This window comes from Blattabacterium cuenoti (assembly GCF_014252095.1).
Classification (GTDB): domain Bacteria; phylum Bacteroidota; class Bacteroidia; order Flavobacteriales; family Blattabacteriaceae; genus Blattabacterium; species Blattabacterium cuenoti_F.
In genome coordinates this window covers 526,570-542,941 of sequence record NZ_CP059210.1, presented here as the reverse complement: position 1 = coordinate 542,941, position 16,372 = coordinate 526,570, and the positions used below count along the sequence as shown (strand labels likewise).

Here is a 16,372-nt window from a genome sequence, read left to right as displayed (position 1 = left end):
AAAATTGTAATTGCGAATTGGAAAATGAATCATGATTTCTATGAGACCACTTCTTTTCTCAGAAATTTATTAAAAATTTTTTTTGAAAAAAAAATCAATAACAAAAAGAAAATAATTATCGCTCCATCTTTTCCTTTCTTGCATATTTCAAATCAAATATTGCAGGGAAGTTCTTTGAGTCTTGCAGCACAAAATATTTGTCTAATGGAAAATGGATCTTATACTGGAGAAGTATCTGCTTCCATGTTAAAATCCATAGGAATTCATAAAGTGATATTAGGACATAGTGAGCGAAGAAAATATTTTTATGAAACAAATGATATATTACTAAAAAAAATTAAAATAGCATTAAAATATAGTTTTCATATTATTTTTTGTATCGGAGAAACTGCTTTGGAAAGAGAAAAAAACGAACAATTTTTGATTGTCAAAAAACAATTAGAAGAAACTGTATTTCATTGTTCTTCTTTAGAAGAAATTAGCTATTTTATCATAGCATATGAACCTATATGGGCCATCGGAACCGGAAAAACAGCAACTTCTGAAGAAGCTCAAACCATGCATCGATATATTCGATCTTTATTCCTAGATAAATATGGAGAAAAAGTTTCCAAAAAAATGTCTATTTTATATGGAGGAAGTATAAACGATTTCAATGCAAGAAATCTTTTTTCTCAAGAAGATATAGATGGAGGTCTTGTAGGAAATTCTTCACTAGAAATAGAAAAATTTTTGAAAATTATTCAATCTTAATATATTTATATGGGTTAGGCCTCGTAGCTTAATAGGATAGAGCATCTGACTACGGATCAGAAGGTTATGGGTTCGAATCCCTTCGAGGTCTCATGGATTATTATCCTAAATAAGGTTTTAGGATTTTGCTTCTAGAAGAATGTTTCAATCTTTTTAAAGCTATACTCTCAATTTGTCTTACCCGTTCTCTGGTTAAATCGCAAGATTGTCCAACTTCTTCCAGAGTCATAGGTGGAGACCCATTTAATCCAAAATGTAATATGATCACACGACGTTCTCTTTCGCTTAAGGTTTCCAAAATTCTTTTGATATCTTTGCGAAGAGATTCTCTTTCTAAATGTTCATCTGGGCGAGGAGATTCATCTGACCTTACCAAATCATACAAATTAGAATCCTCCCCATCTATTAAAGGAGCATCCATAGAGACATGTCTTCCTGAATTTTTGATAGATTCCTCCACATCTTTTTCATTCATATCTAAATGTTCTGCTATTTCTCTTGCAGAAGGCGTTCTTTGAAGTTCTTGTTCTAATTGAGCTAGAGTTTTTAGTATTTTATTCAATAAAGCTAATTTATTTGTAGGTTGACGAATCGAACGGGACTGTTCTGCTATGGCTTGTAAAATAGCTTGCCTAATCCACCAAACCACATAAGAAATACATTTAAATCCTCTAGTCTCATCAAAACGTAAAATTCCTTTTATTAAACCTAAATTTCCTTCATTAATTAAATCACATAAACTTAATCCTTGATTTTGATACTGTTTAGCAACAGAAACTACAAAACGTAAATTTGCATTAACAAGTTTTTCTATAGCAGATGAGTCGCCTTCTCTTGCTCTACGAGCGTATTCAACTTCTTCTTCAGGGGTCAATAGGGGAATTTTTCCTATTTCATGAAGGTATTTATCTAATGATTCAGATTCACGATTTGTTACTTGTTTAGTAATTTTAAGTTGTCTCATGTATTTTTCTTATTTTTAATTCTTTGAACGAGGTAAAAGCACTTTTCTAGAAAGTTTTATTTTTTTATTTTTATCATCAATTCCCATAAATTTTACTTCAATAATATCTCCAATGTGCAATTCATCTTCTATATTATTTAATCTTTTCCATCCTATTTCAGAAATATGCAATAGACCTTCCACTCCTTTAGAGATCTCTACAAAAGCTCCAAAATCTTTTATGGACTTGACCTTTGCTTTATAAACCTTTCCAATTTCAGGAACGAAAGTAATTTCTTTAATTCTATTAATGGCTTTTTTCATTTTTTTATAATCTTTTCCTATAATTTCAATAGCCCCCATATCTCCTTTTTCTTCAATAAGGATACTAGTATCTGTACAAGATTGTATTTCTTGAATCACCTTTCCGCCAGGACCAATAACCGATCCTATGAAATCTTTAGGAATATTGAAAGTATATATTTTAGGAGCGTTCGGTTTTTGTTGATTTCTATATTTTGGTAAAGTTTCCAGCATTTTTTTTAGAATAAACTGACGACCTTCTAAAGCTTGCATTAAAATCTGATTTAAAAGATCATTAGTCAATCCTTGTATTTTTTTTACATCCATTTGACATGCTGTGATTCCATTTTTTGTTCCTGTTATTTTAAAATCAAGTTCTCCAAATCCGTCTTCTTCTCCCATGATATCAGATAAGATCACTTTTTTTTCTTTATCTGTAAATAACCCCATAGAAATACCGGAAACAGGATTTTCAATAGCTATACCTGCATCCATTAAGGCTAAACTAGCTGCACAAACTGTTGCCATAGAAGAAGACCCATTAGATTCTAAAATATCCGAGACTACACGAATTGTATATGGATTATTATCAGGAATTACATTTTTTAAAGCACGTTGTGCTAAATTTCCATGGCCTATTTCACGTCTAGAGACTCCTCTAATTGGACGAATTTCTCCTGTAGAAAAAGGAGGAAAATTATAATGGAGATAAAATCTTTCCTGGTTTTCCATAATAACATTGTCAATCTTATTTGCATCCAAAGAGGAACCTAATGTTACAGTAGTTAACGATTGAGTTTCTCCTCTTGAGAATAAAGCGGAACCATGGACTCCAGGAAGATAATCCACCATACTCCATATGGGACGTATTTGTTGGTTTTTTCTTCCATCTAGTCGAATTCCTTCTTCCAAAATCATATGTCTGACTACTCTTTTTTTAATCTCTTCATAATATTGATCAATAAAAATTTCATTTTTTTCCCTCTCTTCTATGGATAATTCTTTTTTAAAATTGTTTAAAATAATTTTTTCTTGAATAGACCTAGTCTTTTTATCCAAAAAATCTTTATATATTCTATAAATTTTTTCGTAAGAAAAAGAAAAAAGTTCTTTTTCTAAGAATTCCTTCTCTAAGGAAGGATTTATGATTATCCTATTGTTCTCTTGAAAGTTAAAAAAACGATTTTTTGGAATTTTTTTTACCAATTTTTTTTGAGCCTCTATTTGAGGTTTTATAGCGTTATGAGCCATATTTATGGCTTGTAGAAATTCTTTTTCTGAAATTTCTTTCATTTCTCCTTCTATCATGATAATGGAATGCTCAGAAGCTCCTACTATTAAATCTATATCTGCTTTTTCTAATTGATCTAAACTTGGATTTATAATGAATTTTCCATTTATGCGGATAATCCGGATTTCTGAGATAGGTCCATTAAATGGGACCCCAGCTATGGATAAAGCTGTGGAAGCGGCTAATCCAGCTAATTCATTTGGCAAAACTGTTTGATCATATGATAAGAGAGAAATCATGATTTGTATTTCATTTCGAAACGATTCTGAAAAAGTAGGTCTTAAGACACGATCAACTAGTCTCATAGTCAAAATTTCCTCATCAGAAGGTCTTCCTTCTCTTTTTATAAATCCACCAGGAATTTTACCACTTGCAGAATATTTTTCTCTGTAATCTATTGTTAATGGTAAAAAATTAATCTCATTTTTTATTTCTTTAGAAACTACTACAGTAGCTAACAGTATGGTGTTTTTCGACCGAACAATAGCTGCCCCATCTGCTTGTCTAGCTATTTTTCCTGTTTCTATAACAATAGGAAAACCATCTTCTAAAGATATGATTTCTTTTAGTGTATCTGGCATATTTTATTCTTAATTCTTATTTATTAATTAATAGAAGAAATCACATGCATGTAATGATCATTTTCTTAATCCTAGGAGTTGAATAATTTTTTTATAACTATTTATATCCTTTTTTTCTATATATTTTAGTAATTTTTTTCTTTTTCCTACTAATCTTACTAGTGCTCTTTCAGTATTAAAATCCTTTTGGTTATTCTTAAGATGTTTACTTAAATGATTAATACGATAAGTAAATAAAGCTACTTGAGATTTTGGAGAACCTGTGTCGAAAACGGAAGTCCCATAAGTTTGAAATATTTCTTTTTTTTTCTCTGCATTCAAATACATACATATAATCTTTATTATTCTGAGAATAAAGTTAAAAACATTTTTCTAATATGTTTTTTTTATATTCTATTATTTCATGTTTAGCAGAGAATCTATATATTTTCTGTCATTGGATAGACGGGGGATTTTATTTTGACCACCTAGTTTTCTGTTTTTTTTTAACCAATCGTAAAATAATCCATTTCTAGCCACGAATATTACCGGAGGACGTAATATCATGTTTTTATATCTTTTAGTTTCATAATCAGAATTCAAGAACTTTAATTCTTTATCCAAAATATCCCGAAAATAACATAAATCTCTTGGTGGTTTTTTGAATTCGATAATCCATTCATGAGCACCAGAATTTTTTTGATTCATATAAATAGGACCAGCTGTATATTCATGAATGATAGAATCTGTTTTTTGGCAAGTTATATTTAAAGCTTTTTCTGCATTTTCTATGATTAATTCTTCTCCAAAAGTATTAATATAGTGCTTGGTCCTTCCAGAAATAGAAATTCTGTACGGAGATAAACTGGTAAATTTAATAGTATCTCCAACTATATATCTCCAAAGTCCAGCATTTGTAGAAACCACTAGGGCATAATTCGTTTTTAATTCCACTTTTTCAATAGGAATTATTTTTGGATAAGGATTATGGATTTCTTCCATAGGAATAAATTCATAAAAAATTCCATGATCTAATAAAAGTAAAAGATCTTCTACGTTTTTTTGATCTTGTACTGCAAAAAACCCTTCTGAAGCACTATATACGTTATAGTAATTTACCGAATGACTACTAAATAAATCATTATATTGTTCTTTATATGGTTGAAAACTTACGCCTCCATGAAAGATGACTTCTATGTGGGGCCAGATATCATTGATTTTTTTTTTGTCAAATTTTTTTAATAAATGATTTAAAAAGATTAGGAGCCAAGAACAAACTCCTAATAGAAGACGAACATCTTTTTTAGCTGTTTCTTTAACAAGGGTTTCTAATTTCTCTTCCCATTCACTCATAAGAGCTATTTTTTTTCTAGGAATACTAATATATTCTGCCCAAAAAGGTAGATTTTTGATTAAAATAGAAGATAAATCTCCATAAAAAGTATTATAATTTCTATATAATTCGTGACTTCCTCCTAAACGTAAAGCTTTTCCAAAAAAGATCTTTGTTTTTGGATGATTATGAATATATATAGACAACATGTCCTTTCCAGCTTTGTAGTGACATTCATGCATGGATAATTTTGTGACAGGAATATATTTACTTTTCGTACTTGTAGTTCCAGAAGATCTAGCGAACCATTTTACTTTTCCTGGCCATAATAAGTTCTTTTCTCCTTTACGAATTCTTTCAATTATAGGTTGTAAATCTGTGTATTTGCATATAGGTATTCTTTCAGAGAATTGTTGATATTTTTTTATATCGTAGAATCCATATTTTTTTCCAAATTCCGTATTTTTAGCATAAGCCATCAATTGATGAATTAATTTGTATTGTATTTCTATTGGATTACGAATGATAGATTCGATTTTTTTTATTCTTTTTTTAAGAAAAGAAGAAGTGAAATATCCAGACAAATACTTCATTATATTAGATTATTTTTTTGGATAAATAAATAGATACAATTCCAAATGTTAGTTTTTGTGAATGTATGGGATGAAATCCGGAATCTTTTAAAAATTTTTTCATTTTATTTCCACAATAAGAAAAAGATTTAATAGATTCTTGTAAGTAATTGTAAGCAAAATTATTTTTTGATAAAAAATTTCCTATTCTGGGAAGAATAGAATGAGAATAAAAATGATAAAATTTTTTTATATAAGGATTCGATGGTTTAGAAAACTCTAATATTTCCAAAATTCCCATTGGTTTAAGAATTCTATATATTTCTTGAAAAGAAAGATGAAAATTCTGAAAATTTCTTACTCCAAAGGAGATGGTAACCACGTCAAAAATAGCGTTTTCGAAAGGCATATTTTGTGAATATCCTTGAACAAATTGAATTCTTTTTTTCAAAAAATTATTTTTTATTTTATTTCTGGCTATTTTTAGCATTTCTGTAGAAGGATCCAACCCAATAACATAAGTTTTGTGAAATTTTTTAGCTATCAATAGTGCCAAATCTCCGGTCCCTGTAGCTATATCCAATACTTTTTTGATGTTTTTTGTACTAAATTTAGTTAGTAGTTCTATTACTTTTTTTCTCCATATAAAATCTATTCCAAAAGACAAAAGGTGATTAAGAAAATCATATTTAGATGAAATATTATCAAACATTTTTGTTAATTCTTCTTCTTTCGAAGAAAAAGGATATTTGTTCATAATATTATTTATATGTATAATTTACTTAAGAAAAACGATTCTTTGCAAAGAATTTTTTTTACTTTTTAGTTATTATTTACAAAAAAAAAATGATTCGATCAATCATTACAGGGACGGGGCATTATTTGCCAAAAAAGGTTATAAAAAGTGATCATTTTTTAAAACATACGTTTTACAATAAGAAGGGGGTTAAAATTGATAAATCAAATGAAGATATTATTAAAAAGTTTCAAAAAATTACAGAGATAAAAGAAAGAAGATATGTAAATAACACTTTATTTAATTCTGATATGGCCACTATAGCTGCAAAAAGAGCTTTAGTTAATTCAAAAATTTATAAAGAAAAAATAGATTACATCATATCTGCCCATAATTATGGAGATCTGCATCCTATTTCTTTTCAATCTGATTTAGTGCCTTCTATAGCTGCTAGAGTAAAAAATAAACTTCAAATAAGAAATAAGAAATGTCGTCCCTATGATATGATTTTTGGTTGTCCAGGATGGATAGAAGGAATGATATTAGCAGATCAATTATTAAGATCTAAATACGCAAAAAATATACTGATTACTAGTTCTGAAACCTTATCTAGGGTAATAGATCCACATGATAGAAATGCTATGATTTTTTCAGATGGAGCGGGAGCTGCCGTTTTGTCCGCTATGGAAATAAGAAAAGGAAATCACGGAATTCTTTATTATGACTCTCAATGCGATAACAATGAAGAATTACATTATTTGACTAATGGACCTTCTTTAAATCCTGATTATAAAAAATCTTTAGTAAATATTAGAATGAATGGAAGACGTATCTATGAATATGCATTGACAGAAGTTCCAAATATGCTAAAAAGTATATTAGATCGTGCAAATTTACATCTTAAGGATATAAAAAAAATTCTTATTCATCAAGCTAATGCAAAAATGGATTATGCTATCTTAAAAAGATTATTGAAATTGTATAACTATTCATCTTCTAACAAAGATTTTTGTCAAAATTTGATGCCTATGACTATTCAAAAATTAGGAAATTCTTCTGTAGCGACGGTACCAACTTTGTTAGATTTGATTCTTCAAGGAAAAATGCCTCCTCATGAAATTAAACCTGGAGATACCATCATGATGGCTTCATTAGGAGCAGGAATGAATATAAATGGGATGATTTATCGTTTTCCTACAAAAAAATTATTATTATGAAAAAAAAAATACATCCTGAAAATTATAGACCTGTAGTCTTTAAAGATATTAATAACGAAAAAATGTTCATTTGTAGATCTACAGTAAAAACTAAAGAGACTATTCAAATAGATGGATCTATCTATCCACTATATAAAATGGAAATCTCTAGCTATTCCCATCCTTTTTTTACTGGAGAAAAGAGATTTTTAGGAAGAACAGGACCAGCAGAAAGATTTAAGAAAAAATATGAAAAATATAAAAAAATTGGATAAATGGATTCTTTTATATTATATGATGGAAGTCAAGAATGGAAAAATTTGCGGCCTATTACCTTGACTAGGCCTATCTCAGAAATCCGTTTAGGAATTTTAACAATAAGAGAAAGATGGGAAAAATATCTTGGAGGAAAAGCTCTTATTCTTACTAAGCCATATCTTTCAAAAAAATATGGAATGGGAAAAAATTTTCCTACTGTTAAAGACGTGTTAAAAAATATATTATTCATCAATTCTTCATTGATTCCTAATGAAGAATTGATTCCAATAATCTATAGTTTGAAAGAGGATGAAGCTATATTTTTCAAGGAAAAAATGGTAGCAGTACGAAGATCTCATTATAGATATAGAATAGATCCTATTCATCTGAAAAAGTATAAAAAAATATATCATATTCATCAAGTGGTATACATCCAACATCCATGGGATATATTTATAAAAAATGAAATTATCTTGAAACAAGATTTTTCTTTTTTAACAAAAGGAAAAAATTCCTTTTCTTTGTTTGGAAAAAACCGCCTCATTTTCAAGGAAAAGATTTTTTTAGAAGAAGACCTCATAGCAGAAAATATCGTATTAAACGCAAAATTAGGTCCAATATACCTTGAAAGAGGAGTTCAAATTATGGAAGGATCTATGATTAGAGGCCCGGTAGCTATTTGTAAAAAATCTACACTAAATATGGGAACTAAAGTGTATGGATCTACAACTATTGGTCCATTTTGTAAAGTAGGGGGAGAAATAATGAATTCTGTAATATTTTCTTATTCTAATAAAGCTCATGATGGTTTTTTGGGAAATACTATTTTGGGAGAATGGTGTAATTTAGGTGCTGGAACTAATATCTCTAATTTAAGAAATGATTATTCTAATGTGACAGTTTGGAATTATGAAAAAAAAGATTTTTTTCCTATTAATGTTCAATTTTTTGGTTTAATTATGGGAGATTATTCGAAATCTTCGATTAATACTCAATTTAATACAGCTACAATCGTAGGCATAAATGCGAATATTTTTGGATATGGATTTCCACCTAGATACATTCCTTCTTTCACCCTAGGTGGAATACAAGAAAGAAAAGTCGTTTCTTTTAAAGAAGTATGTGAAACAGCTGAAAGGATGATGAAGAGGAGAAATGTTCCTTTTTCTTTTTCAGATAAGGAGATTTTAGAATATTTATATAATTCTATGTATGAATGAAATATATTTTTATTTCTTTTTCTATCCAAAGAATGGATATATAAACTCTAATTTTTTTTAGTTATTTAGTTTAGATTGTATAATAAATAAAATGATTTTATGCTGAAACATAATTTAGGTTATCCTCGCATAGGAATACGAAGGGAATTAAAAAGAGCTTGTGAAGCTTACTGGAATCAGAAAATTACTCAGAAGGAATTATTCCACATTGGTAAAAAAATACGGGAAAAAAATTGGAAAACACAAGAAAAATCTGGTTTAGATTTGATTCCGTGTAATGATTTTAGTTTTTATGATCACATATTGGATATGTCTCTATTATTAGGGGTAATCCCAGAATCCTATTCTTCAATTCCCATTATACATGATGATCTTGATCTTTATTTTTCTATGGCTAGAGGATTTCAAAAAAATGGATGGGATATCAAGGCTATGGAAATGACTAAATGGTTTAATACGAATTATCATTATATAGTTCCAGAATTTCAAAAAGATCAAAAATTTCATGTTTTCTCTAAAAAAGTATTCGAAGAGTTTAAAGAAGCTAGACAATTTTTAGTCAATGGAATTCCAAAACCGGTTTTGATGGGTCCTGTTTCTTTTCTTTTTTTGGGAAAAGAGAAGAATAAATCTTTTCATAGAATGGATTTAATAGAGAACATTCTTCCTGCTTACATCAAAATCATACAAAAATTGATAGCTCAAGGAGCTATTTGGATTCAAATAGATGAACCTGTTTTAGCTTTAGATTTAACTAAAAAAGAAATAGAGGCATTTCAATATGCATACAAAAAAATATCCAATATGTTTTCCGGAATTAATATTTTATTAACATCTTATTTCGATGGAATTTCTGAAAATCTATTTCTTCTTAGGGAAATTTCTATAAAAGCTTTACATATTGATTTGATAGAAAATCCAGAACAATTGGAAGATATCTTAAATTTCTTAAGAGACAAAGAGATGATGTTATCTTTAGGATTAATCGATGGAAGAAATATTTGGAAGAATAATTATATGAATTCCATTAAACACATAGAAAAATCCATCAAAATTTTAGGAGAAAAAAGAGTAATGATTTCGCCTAATTGTTCTCTTTTACATGTTCCTTTAGATATAGAATATGAGAGATCTATTCATCCAGATATAAAAAACAGAATGTCTTTTGCCAAACAAAAAATTTATGAATTAAGTGATTTAGAAAATATCATAAAGGGAAATCAGAAGATTTTATTGAAAAATTTGGATTCTTTGGAAAAAGCAAAAGATTCTTCAGTTATTCACAATAAAGAGGTAAAAAAAAGAATTTTACAAGTAAAAAAAGAGGAGATAAAAAGGAAAAATTCTTTTAAAATACGTCAGAAAAAACAACATAAGAAATTTCGTTTTCCTTTGTTTCCTACTACTACGATTGGCTCTTTTCCTCAAACAAAAGAAATTCGTACTTTAAGGAATAAATTTCGGAAAGATGAATTAAGTCAAGAAGAATATGAGAGAAGAATTGAAGAATTTATTATAGATCTTATTCGAAAACAAGAAGAAATAAATCTAGATGTTTTGGTGCATGGAGAGTTTGAGAGAAATGATATGGTAGAATTTTTTTCAGAAAAATTAAAAGGATTTCTTTCTACTGAAAATGGATGGGTTCAGAGTTATGGAAGTCGTTGTGTGAAACCTCCTGTGATTTATGGAGATGTAAGCAGATCTCATGATATGACAGTTAAATGGATCTGTTTTGCACAGTCGAAAACGAATAAGTTAATGAAAGGAATGTTAACCGGACCTGTGACTATCTTACAATGGTCTTTTGTCAGAGATGATCAACCCCTTTATACTACTGCTTATCAGATTGCTTGGGCTATTAGAGATGAAGTAGAATCTTTAGAAAAATCTGGAATTCAAATCATTCAAATAGATGAACCAGCTCTGAGAGAAGGACTTCCCTTAAAAAAAAAGGATTGGAAAGGATATTTTGATTGGTCTATTAAAGCTTTTCGTATTTCTTCAAGCGGAGTAAAAGATGAAACACAAATTCACACACATATGTGTTATAGTGAATTTAATGATATATTAGAACATATAGCAGATTTGGATGCAGATGTCATTACTATGGAAACTTCCAGGTCTAAAATGGAATTGCTACAGGCCTTTTCAGAATTTTCTTATCCTAATGAAATTGGACCAGGAGTATATGACATTCATTCTCCAAGAATTCCGACTGTGGAAGAAATATTTAATTTAATTCAAAAAGCTTCTAATAAATTACCAATCAGAAATATTTGGATTAATCCAGATTGTGGATTAAAAACTAGAAAATGGGAGGAAGTTCTTCCTTCACTTAAAAATATGACAGAAGCAGCAAAAAAGGCAAGAGAAAAAATTAGATAGAAAAATCTATTATCAAAAAGGATATTTCTATATTTGTGTAAAATATTTGAAATGACGTTACAGGATAAAGAAGAAAGAATCAAAAAAGAATTTTCTTTTCTTAAAAATTGGGAAGAAAAATATGAATATCTTATAGATTTAGGAAAAAAATTACCAAAAAAATCTGATAAATTTAGATCTGAAGATAAATTGATTCATGGATGCCAATCTAAAGTTTGGTTAGATTCTAAATTAAAAGGAAAACTGGTTTTTTTTGATGCAGATAGTGACGCCTTATTACCTAAAGGAATGGCAGCTCTTATGATTTTTGTTTATTCTGGACATTCTCCTTTTGAAATTATTTCTTCGAAGGAAAATTTTATTTCTGAAATAGGATTTCAAACATTTTTATCTCCGATTCGAGCTAATGGGATACTCTTATTTTTAAAAAAAATCAAGTTTTATGCCATTGCTTTTAATGTCAAATTATCTGTTAGCTTGAATGGTAAAATTTTGTAAAAATTTTACCATTTTTTTCTTTATTTTATAAAAAAAAAGAAAATATGAGGTTTCATACTATTAATCCTGTTGATAATAATATACTAAATACTTATTCTTTTATAGAGGATAAGAATATTATGGATAAGCTCTTCCTATCTCAAAAAGCTTATGAAAAATGGAAAAATATATCCTATTCTTCTAGGATAGGATATATCATGAAATTATCTTCTTCCATGCAAGATCTCATAGACATTATAGCCTATTTAATAACTCAAGAAATGGGAAAACCTATAACTCAATCACGTTTGGAAGTCAAAAAGTGTATCAAATTATGCAAGTATTATTCTAGTTTAGAAGAAACTATTTTTTTTCAAGATATATCTACTGAATATGAAAAATCTTCTATTCGATTTGAATCTATAGGATCTATATTAGGAATTATGCCTTGGAATTATCCTATTTGGCAAACTATAAGATATGCCATTCCTAATATGTTATTAGGAAATGTAATAGTACTGAAACCTGCTACTAATACGGCTGGATGTTCTCTTCTTTTAGAAAAAATATTTATTGAATCTGGTTTTCCAAGAGGAGTTTTTCAAGTTTTTTTAATGGATATACCTAAAATAAAATCTGTTATAGCTCATCCAATTATACAAGGTGTTTCTTTTACAGGAAGTCATTTAGCTGGAAGTCATATAGGATATTTATCTGGAAAATATATTAAAAAATCTGTTTTAGAATTAGGCGGAAATGATGCTTTTGTAGTTATGAGAGATGTAGATGATCTAAAAAAAACGGCTAAATTAGCTACGGAATCTAGATTGAATAATACAGGACAAACATGTATCTCCGCTAAAAGGTTTATAGTAGATAATTTTATTGTAGATGATTTTATAGATCTAGTTATTCAAGAAATGAAACAGTATCAGAGGGGAGATGTACATGATGAATCTACTAAAATAGGATATATTTCTCGTGTAGACTTATCTGAAAAATTATATCAACAATATAAAGATATTATTTCCAATAGAGGAAAAATCTGTTTACAGACTACAAGAGATGAAAATTTTTTTTCTCCTTGTTTATTGAAAATGGAAGATAAGAATTTTTCTTCCAATCAAGAAGAAATATTTGGACCAATAGGAATCGTTTATACTTTTTCTAATGAGGAAGAAATTCCTTCTATGGTCAATGCAACCTGTTATGGTCTAGGAGCTTCTATTTGGACTAAAGACTTAAAAAAAGCGGAATTTTTATCCAAGAAAATAAATACAGGGATGGTTTTTGTGAATGAAATCGTAAAATCTGATCCTCGTTTTCCTTTTGGAGGAATAAAAAAATCTGGATACGGAAGAGAATTATCTGTTCTATCTCTCAAAGAGTTTTCTAATTGTAAAACTATTATTATCAATAAATGATTCTCAAAGGATTTTTCTCATTCTTGCAACTGGAATTTGCATTTGGTCTCTATATTTAGCTACAGTACGTCTTGCCACCAAATAACCTTTTTTTTTGAGAATTTTCGATAATTTTTCGTCAGTTAGTGGTCTTTTTTTATTTTCTTTAGCAATAGATTCTCCCAACAACTTTTTTATTTCAATAGAAGAAATTTCCATCCCTTCTTCGTTGATCATTTTTTCAGAAAAAAAACTTTTTATCAAAAAAGTTCCATATGGAGTATTGACATATTTACTATTGGCAACACGAGATACAGTGGATATTCCTACACCTATTTTTTGAGATATATTTTTTAAAATCATCGGTTTTATTTTATATGGATCTCCAGTGAAAAAGTATTCTTTTTGATAATCCATAATGGCATTCATTGTTAACATTAATGTATTTTGACGCTGTTTTATAGCGTCTACAAACCATTTTGCTGAATCTATTTTTTGTTTTAAAAACAAAATAGTATTTTCATTTTTTTTCATGTTCCTTTCTTTTGAACTTTTATAAGATTTTAACATATCTAAATATAAGGAGGATACTTTTATTTCTGGAGTATTTCTATGATTTAAAGATAATTCTAATTTTCCATCTGAAATACAAATAGTAAAATCTGGAATGAGATGATCTAAATTTCTAGGATTTCCAGAGTAAATTTTTCCTGGTTTTGGATTTAATTTTTCTATTTGATAGATAGCTTTTCGTAAATCACTCTTTGTGGTTTCTAATTTATTTTGCAGTTTTTGATAATGTTTTTTTATAAAAGATTCGAAATTGTTTCTTATTATCCTTTTGGCTAAATTTACATTTTGTGATTTTTTTTTATTTTCTAATTGTATAAAAAGACATTCTTGTAAATTCCTAGCTCCTATTCCTATAGGTTCTAGTTTTTGTATATAGTTTACAAGTAGTTTTTCCACCTTTTCTGCAGTTACTGGAATACCAAGTATCAAAAGAATATCATCTACGATGGATGGAATTTTTCTTCTTATGTAGCCATCTTCGTCTATATTTCCTAATATAAAATCTGCGATTAACAAATCTTCTTGATTTAAACGAAAAGTATGTAATTGACTTTTTAAATATTCTTGAAAAGAAATTCCAGAAACTATGGGGATATATTTTTTTTCACTGTGATTATTTTGGTTATTGCTTTTGAAATCTAGAATTTCATCATCACTTAAATATTCATCTATATTTATTTCCGAAAGATCTATGGATTTATCTTCTTGTTCTGGAAGATCAAAATCAATGACAGATGTATTATTATCATCTGCCTCTTCTATAATAGAAGAGGTCTCTTCTTCTATTTCTTCTAATGCTGGGTTTTCTTCCAATTCTTGTTTCACTCTTTGTTCAAAATCCAAAGTAGATAATTGCACTAATTTCATTAGTTTTATTTGCTGTGGAGAAAGTTTTTGTTGTCCTTTTTGTAAAAATTTTTGTTTTAACATTTTTTAGAATTCTGCATTATGTGGAGTTCTTGGAAAAGGAATAACATCTCGAATATTTTTCATCCCTGTAATGAATTGAACTAAACGATCAAATCCTAGGCCAAATCCACTATGAGGAACAGAACCAAAACGACGTGTATCTAAATACCACCAAAGTTTCCTATCATCTATGTTTTTATCCTTGATACGCTTTAATAAAATCTCATAACGTTCTTCCCGTTGAGACCCTCCAATGATTTCTCCTATTTCTGGAAATAAAATATCCATAGCTCTAACCGTTTTTCCATCATTATTTATACGCATATAAAAGGCTTTAATACAAGAAGGATAATCAAAAATAATTACAGGACATTGAAAACATTTTTTTACTAGATATTGTTCATGTTCTGATTGTAAATCCATTCCCCAAATAACCGGATGAAAAAATTTCACCATTTTTTTATGGAGGCTTTTTTTCAAAATATTGATTGCTTCCGTATAACTAATTCTTTGAAACGGAGATTTTAGTATAAGCTCTAATCTTTCTAAAAGTGTTGTAGATTCCTGTTTTTTATTCCATTTTTTTATATGGTCCTTTAAAAAGGATAGATCTTCTATGCAATTTTCCATGGTATATCGTATAACGAATTTTAAAAAATCTTCAGCTCTATTCATATTTTCTTCTAAATGATAAAAAGCCATTTCTGGTTCTATCATCCAAAATTCAGATAAATGTCGTGAAGTATTGGAATTTTCTGCACGAAAAGCAGGTCCAAATGTATATACTTTTCCTAAAGCTAAAGAAGCGGTTTCTGCTTCTAATTGTCCAGATACACTTAAATAGGTTTTACACTGAAAAAAATCTTTTGTATAATCTACATTTTCTCTTATATGTGGAATATTTTTTAAATCCATAGTTGTTACCTGAAACATTTGTCCAGCTCCTTCAGCATTTGAAGTGGTAATAATGGGAGTATGGATGTAAAAAAAACCATGTTCATGAAAATATTTATGTATAGAAAAAGCTACATGATGACGTATACGCGTAATACTACTAAAAATATTTGTACGAAAACGTAGATGTGCTTGTTTTCGTAAGGTTTCTAAACTATGTTGTTTAGGTTGTAAAATAGTTTTTTGAAAACTTTTTGAGTCTACTTTTCCATAGATTCTTGTATCCAAAGATTTTAATTCTATGGGTTGCTTTTTCCCTAAACTTTCTATGATTATCCCGATAACTTTAATTGAACTCCCAATGGTAATTTTTTTCAAAAACTCCCTTTCTAAATTTTTAGATAAAATAATTTGAAGACTTTTTATTGTAGATCCATCATTTAATGTGATGAAAATGGAATTTCTAAAAGACCGAATCCATCCCTCAACTAAAACTTTTTTATTTAAAAATTTTTTTCCTTTTTCCAATAATTCTTTAATTGAATATTTTTCAATCATGGATC

The 16,372-nt window shown here is 28.5% G+C and carries 14 protein-coding genes and 1 tRNA gene; 8 read left to right on the top strand and 7 right to left on the bottom strand.

The genetic code is table 11. The features are described 5' to 3' along the window. Both tpiA and H0H45_RS02675 read left to right on the top strand, forming a co-directional pair. Positions 1-753: triose-phosphate isomerase (gene tpiA, locus H0H45_RS02680; RefSeq protein WP_185866518.1), on the top strand; the 753-nt coding region annotated here is incomplete at its 5' end. A 17-nt stretch (positions 754-770) separates the two neighbouring features. Then, positions 771-844: transfer RNA gene (locus H0H45_RS02675), tRNA-Arg, on the top strand. 9 nt (positions 845-853) lie between these two features. Here H0H45_RS02675 and H0H45_RS02670 read toward each other — a convergent pair. From H0H45_RS02670 to ubiE, 5 genes are all read right to left on the bottom strand, one after another. Next, positions 854-1,717 (bottom strand): sigma-70 family RNA polymerase sigma factor, encoded by an 864-nt coding sequence (locus H0H45_RS02670; RefSeq protein ID WP_185866517.1) that lies wholly within the window; start codon positions 1,715-1,717, stop codon positions 854-856. Between the two features lie 15 nt (positions 1,718-1,732). Next, a complete protein-coding gene (locus H0H45_RS02665) occupies positions 1,733-3,871 on the bottom strand; it encodes a polyribonucleotide nucleotidyltransferase (protein ID WP_185866516.1) in 2,139 nt (712 codons plus the stop codon). A gap of 57 nt (positions 3,872-3,928) precedes the next feature. Beyond that, positions 3,929-4,198, bottom strand: coding sequence for a 30S ribosomal protein S15 (rpsO, locus tag H0H45_RS02660; protein ID WP_185866515.1), 270 nt, complete (start codon positions 4,196-4,198; stop codon positions 3,929-3,931). Positions 4,199-4,267: 69 nt separating this feature from the next. Continuing rightward, positions 4,268-5,776, bottom strand: a complete 1,509-nt coding sequence (locus H0H45_RS02655; protein WP_185866514.1) for a GH3 auxin-responsive promoter family protein — start codon at positions 5,774-5,776, stop codon at positions 4,268-4,270. Between the two features lie 4 nt (positions 5,777-5,780). Next, positions 5,781-6,512 (bottom strand): bifunctional demethylmenaquinone methyltransferase/2-methoxy-6-polyprenyl-1,4-benzoquinol methylase UbiE, encoded by a 732-nt coding sequence (ubiE, locus tag H0H45_RS02650; RefSeq protein ID WP_185866513.1) that lies wholly within the window; start codon positions 6,510-6,512, stop codon positions 5,781-5,783. Between the two features lie 89 nt (positions 6,513-6,601). Here ubiE and H0H45_RS02645 point away from each other — a divergent pair, with 89 nt between their 5' ends. The 6 genes from H0H45_RS02645 (at position 6,602) to H0H45_RS02620 (ending at position 13,454) form a co-directional block, all read left to right on the top strand. Then, positions 6,602-7,708 (top strand): 3-oxoacyl-ACP synthase III family protein, encoded by a 1,107-nt coding sequence (locus tag H0H45_RS02645; protein ID WP_185866512.1) that lies wholly within the window; start codon positions 6,602-6,604, stop codon positions 7,706-7,708. Beyond that, positions 7,705-7,962: a type B 50S ribosomal protein L31 gene (locus tag H0H45_RS02640; RefSeq protein ID WP_185866511.1), complete on the top strand. Its 258-nt coding sequence runs from the start codon at positions 7,705-7,707 to the stop codon at positions 7,960-7,962. Before H0H45_RS02645 ends, H0H45_RS02640 begins: the two co-directional genes overlap by 4 nt. Continuing rightward, positions 7,963-9,165 carry a putative sugar nucleotidyl transferase gene (locus H0H45_RS02635; RefSeq protein WP_185866510.1) on the top strand — a complete coding sequence of 401 codons (1,203 nt, stop codon included), beginning with the start codon at positions 7,963-7,965 and terminating at the stop codon, positions 9,163-9,165. 99 nt (positions 9,166-9,264) lie between these two features. Further along, positions 9,265-11,553 carry a 5-methyltetrahydropteroyltriglutamate--homocysteine S-methyltransferase gene (gene metE, locus H0H45_RS02630; protein WP_185866509.1) on the top strand — a complete coding sequence of 763 codons (2,289 nt, stop codon included), beginning with the start codon at positions 9,265-9,267 and terminating at the stop codon, positions 11,551-11,553. Between the two features lie 51 nt (positions 11,554-11,604). Then, on the top strand, positions 11,605-12,051 hold the full coding sequence (locus tag H0H45_RS02625; protein ID WP_185866508.1) for a SufE family protein: 447 nt from the start codon (positions 11,605-11,607) through the stop codon (positions 12,049-12,051). 44 nt (positions 12,052-12,095) lie between these two features. Further along, a complete protein-coding gene (locus tag H0H45_RS02620) occupies positions 12,096-13,454 on the top strand; it encodes an aldehyde dehydrogenase family protein (RefSeq protein ID WP_185866507.1) in 1,359 nt (452 codons plus the stop codon). Positions 13,455-13,457: 3 nt separating this feature from the next. Here the strand turns inward: H0H45_RS02620 and rpoN are convergent, their stop codons facing one another. Further along, positions 13,458-14,936, bottom strand: a complete 1,479-nt coding sequence (rpoN, locus tag H0H45_RS02615; protein WP_185866506.1) for an RNA polymerase factor sigma-54 — start codon at positions 14,934-14,936, stop codon at positions 13,458-13,460. A gap of 3 nt (positions 14,937-14,939) precedes the next feature. Beyond that, positions 14,940-16,367 carry an asparagine--tRNA ligase gene (gene asnS / locus H0H45_RS02610; RefSeq protein WP_185866505.1) on the bottom strand — a complete coding sequence of 476 codons (1,428 nt, stop codon included), beginning with the start codon at positions 16,365-16,367 and terminating at the stop codon, positions 14,940-14,942. Between the last annotated feature and the right edge of the window lie 5 nt (positions 16,368-16,372).

Bases quoted from the DNA above. Each gene is read 5' to 3' on its own strand.
- rpoN (WP_185866506.1), bottom strand. From the start codon at position 14,936: ATGTTAAAACAAAAATTTTTACAAAAAGGACAACAAAAACTTTCTCCA.
- H0H45_RS02645 (WP_185866512.1), top strand. From the start codon at position 6,602: ATGATTCGATCAATCATTACAGGGACGGGGCATTATTTGCCAAAAAAG.
- H0H45_RS02635 (WP_185866510.1), top strand. From the start codon at position 7,963: ATGGATTCTTTTATATTATATGATGGAAGTCAAGAATGGAAAAATTTG.
- metE (WP_185866509.1), top strand. From the start codon at position 9,265: ATGCTGAAACATAATTTAGGTTATCCTCGCATAGGAATACGAAGGGAA.
- H0H45_RS02655 (WP_185866514.1), bottom strand. From the start codon at position 5,776: ATGAAGTATTTGTCTGGATATTTCACTTCTTCTTTTCTTAAAAAAAGA.
- H0H45_RS02620 (WP_185866507.1), top strand. From the start codon at position 12,096: ATGAGGTTTCATACTATTAATCCTGTTGATAATAATATACTAAATACT.
- H0H45_RS02625 (WP_185866508.1), top strand. From the start codon at position 11,605: ATGACGTTACAGGATAAAGAAGAAAGAATCAAAAAAGAATTTTCTTTT.
- rpsO (WP_185866515.1), bottom strand. From the start codon at position 4,198: ATGTATTTGAATGCAGAGAAAAAAAAAGAAATATTTCAAACTTATGGG.
- asnS (WP_185866505.1), bottom strand. From the start codon at position 16,367: ATGATTGAAAAATATTCAATTAAAGAATTATTGGAAAAAGGAAAAAAA.
- H0H45_RS02665 (WP_185866516.1), bottom strand. From the start codon at position 3,871: ATGCCAGATACACTAAAAGAAATCATATCTTTAGAAGATGGTTTTCCT.
- H0H45_RS02640 (WP_185866511.1), top strand. From the start codon at position 7,705: ATGAAAAAAAAAATACATCCTGAAAATTATAGACCTGTAGTCTTTAAA.
- H0H45_RS02670 (WP_185866517.1), bottom strand. From the start codon at position 1,717: ATGAGACAACTTAAAATTACTAAACAAGTAACAAATCGTGAATCTGAA.
- ubiE (WP_185866513.1), bottom strand. From the start codon at position 6,512: ATGAACAAATATCCTTTTTCTTCGAAAGAAGAAGAATTAACAAAAATG.